This is a genomic window from Microcystis sp. M53603_WE2 (assembly GCF_030065435.1).
Genome location: NZ_JASJFF010001057.1, coordinates 1 through 2,898, shown reverse-complemented (window position 1 = coordinate 2,898; position 2,898 = coordinate 1). Strand labels below are relative to the sequence as shown.

Here is a 2,898-nt window from a genome sequence, read left to right as displayed (position 1 = left end):
GTAGATGGGACAAATTTTGACAGTGAAGTGATCGAGAAGTCCTATCTAAATACAGTGATTTTAGACTTTTATGCCCTGTGGTGTGGACCCTGTAAATTGGTAAAACCGATGCTGGAAAAACTGGCAAGTGAATATAATTTTATCCTAGCAAAAATAGATATAGATAAAAATCCCGAATTAGCCGAACAATACGATGTAGAAGGAGTTCCCGATGTGCGAATTGTCAGCAAGGGAGAAGTGTTACCCTGTTTTGTTGGTGCTTTGCCAGAAGAACAAATTAGAGACTTATTTTCCCGTCTCGATTTACAATCGGAATTAGAAACAGGATTAGCAGAAATACAAGAAGCGATTGCCCTCGATAATTTGCCCGCAGCTAAACAATTATTTGATCGTCTTTTTCCTAAATATCCCAACGAACCACGATTAGTTATTATGGCGGTAAAATTTCTCATGCGTCTAGAAAAATGGTCTGATGCTTACCGATTAATCAGTGCTATTAAAGAAGAAAATCCCCTGATCAAAGGTTGGAAAACTCTCCTAGAATTTCAACAGTTAAAACCAGAAAATAATCCCCTCGATGCGATATTTTTTACTGGGATTAATTCCGCATTAAAAGAAGATTATGCCGCCGCTTTAGATAAACTGATCAGCCTGGTGGGAGAAAGTAGAAAATATCGTCAGGATGGGGCAAGAAAAGCCATGTTAGCCATATTTCAGATTTTAGGAGTTAGTCATCCCCTCACCCAAGAATACCAAGCAAAGTTAACATTTCTGCTCTACTAGGTAGGGTTTGCGGCAAAAAGTTTTTTGGTGGGGTTAGGAGTCAGCAATCGGTCAAAACTAAAGCAATTCCCCGGAAATTTCAACAAATCTATTCCTCGAATTTCTGTTGACAACTGCCAGGGAATTGCTAGGGGCAAGATGCAGTTTATTTGTGGCGAATCATTTCATAGAGGGCAACGTATTCTTCCCCGGGGCCATTCCAAGAGTAATCGCATTCCATGCCTTGAATCGCTAATTTTTGGAATTCTTCCGGTTGATTGTACCACAATTCTAATGCCCGGGACATGGCTGATTCGAGGGCATTATTATCGGGATCAAAAAAGACAAAACCATTGCGTTCTTCGGGTTGGTGATAGGTATCATAATCGCGATCAAAAACCGTATTAACTAAACCACCAACTCCCCGGACGATGGGAACGGTTCCGTATTTTAAGCTGATTACTTGTGTCAGTCCGCAGGGTTCAAAATTACTGGGAACCACAATCATATCGGCCCCCGCATAAATGAGGTGAGATAATTCCTCATTAAAGCCCAATTCAATATGGACATCAGGGTTATTATTTAGGTGATTTTTCTCATGCCAGAACCAGTTATTAATTAACGATTCGGTGGCGGAACCTAAGAGGACAAATTGCGCCCCGCGAGCTAAGGCATAATACATGGCATGGTGAACTAAATGTACGCCTTTTTGGTCATCTAAACGACCGACATAACAAATTAAGGGCTTTTCTGGTTCATCTCTTAACCAGAGTCTTTCTCGCAGTGCCTTCTTATTGCGTGCCTTCTCGGAGAAGCTATCAATACCGTAGGGTGCAGCAATAAATTTATCCACTTCCGGGTTCCAGATATTGTAATCTAAACCGTTGAGAATGCCAGTAAATTTGTGTTGATGTAGGTGAATTGTATGACCTAAACCGTAACTAACATCGGTGTGGTGTGCTTCCCAAGCATGGTGGGGTGAGACGGTGTTGAAATAGTTGGAAAAGACGATACCACCTTTCATAAAATTAATCACAAAAGGATTGAAGTTATCGCGCATTCGGGCATAGCTAAAGTAGTAAGTATCGTTATTTAATCCTGTTGCCCTGAGAATTTCCGCACCAGCAAATCCTTGATGTTTAAAGTTATGGATGGTGTAGAGAACGCGCTGATTGCCCATACCATGATATTTATAAATTTCAAAAAGTAAGGGCGGAATTAAACCGGTTTGCCAGTCGTGACAATGAATTATATCGGGACGTTTATTACTTCTGAGCAAAAATTCTAAAGCGGCTTTGCAGAAGAAGGCAAAACGCATATTATCGTCTTTACAACCGTAGTAAGTACCGCGATTAAAGAAATTATCGCCCGAATTGGGTTGAATAAAGAAACACAAGCGCCCGTGTACCCAACCACAAAAAACATTACAGTGAATTGCCCCACCGTACCAAGGTACCCACAGGTCCCGATAAGCCTCGTGTAAGCCCCAAATTTGGTCGTAGCGCATACAATCATACATGGGTAGGATTAGCTCCACGCAATGACCGCGAATTTCTAATTCTCGACTCAATCCATATACCACATCCCCCAATCCCCCAGCTTTAATCACTGGGGCGCACTCAGAGGCAACCTGAACTATATACATATATCAATACTCCGTCGATTAATCTACAGGTCAGCTAGAAGCAATTTTTACAAAAGTATACAGTCTTGTGTGATTAAGTGGGTGGGTGGAATTAAATATAAGATGAACGTAGGTTGGGTTGAAGCATGAAACCCAACCCCCGCTCATGTTACGCTACCGCTAACCCATCCTACAAATAATTGTGCCTCCCTACTTAAATGGCTCGATCGAATTGGTTGCGGGTTGGGTAGTGGGGTATTGGGGTGTTGGGGTGTTGGGGAGAACAAAGCTGCCTTTTGCCTTTTGCCTTTTGCCTTTTGCCTTTTGCCTTTTGCCTTTTGCCTTTTGCCTCCTAAAGATTAACAGCGTTTTAACTGTCCTAGGAGCAAAATCACCTCATCGATGCCGTTTCTGAGGGTGGTGGCGGGTTGATCGCTGTTATTTACGGTTATGCTAAAGATTAGGGGTTGATTGTCGGCGGTTGCTAGATAACCCGCGAGGGCGATAACTCC

2 protein-coding genes and 1 pseudogene are annotated in these 2,898 nt (G+C 42.3%); 1 reads left to right on the top strand and 2 read right to left on the bottom strand.

Annotated elements, in window-relative coordinates:
- On the top strand, window positions 1–783 hold a 783-nt coding region (locus PX481_RS22275; protein WP_288096091.1), incomplete at its 5' end, for a tetratricopeptide repeat protein.
- A gap of 145 nt (window positions 784–928) precedes the next feature.
- Here the strand turns inward: PX481_RS22275 and glgA are convergent.
- Together glgA and PX481_RS22265 are read right to left on the bottom strand one after the other, a co-directional pair.
- Window positions 929–2,407, bottom strand: coding sequence for a glycogen synthase GlgA (gene glgA, locus PX481_RS22270; protein WP_288096088.1), 1,479 nt, complete (start codon window positions 2,405–2,407; stop codon window positions 929–931).
- A gap of 338 nt (window positions 2,408–2,745) precedes the next feature.
- A pseudogene (locus PX481_RS22265) lies at window positions 2,746–2,898 on the bottom strand (D-alanyl-D-alanine carboxypeptidase/D-alanyl-D-alanine endopeptidase); the annotation flags it as partial.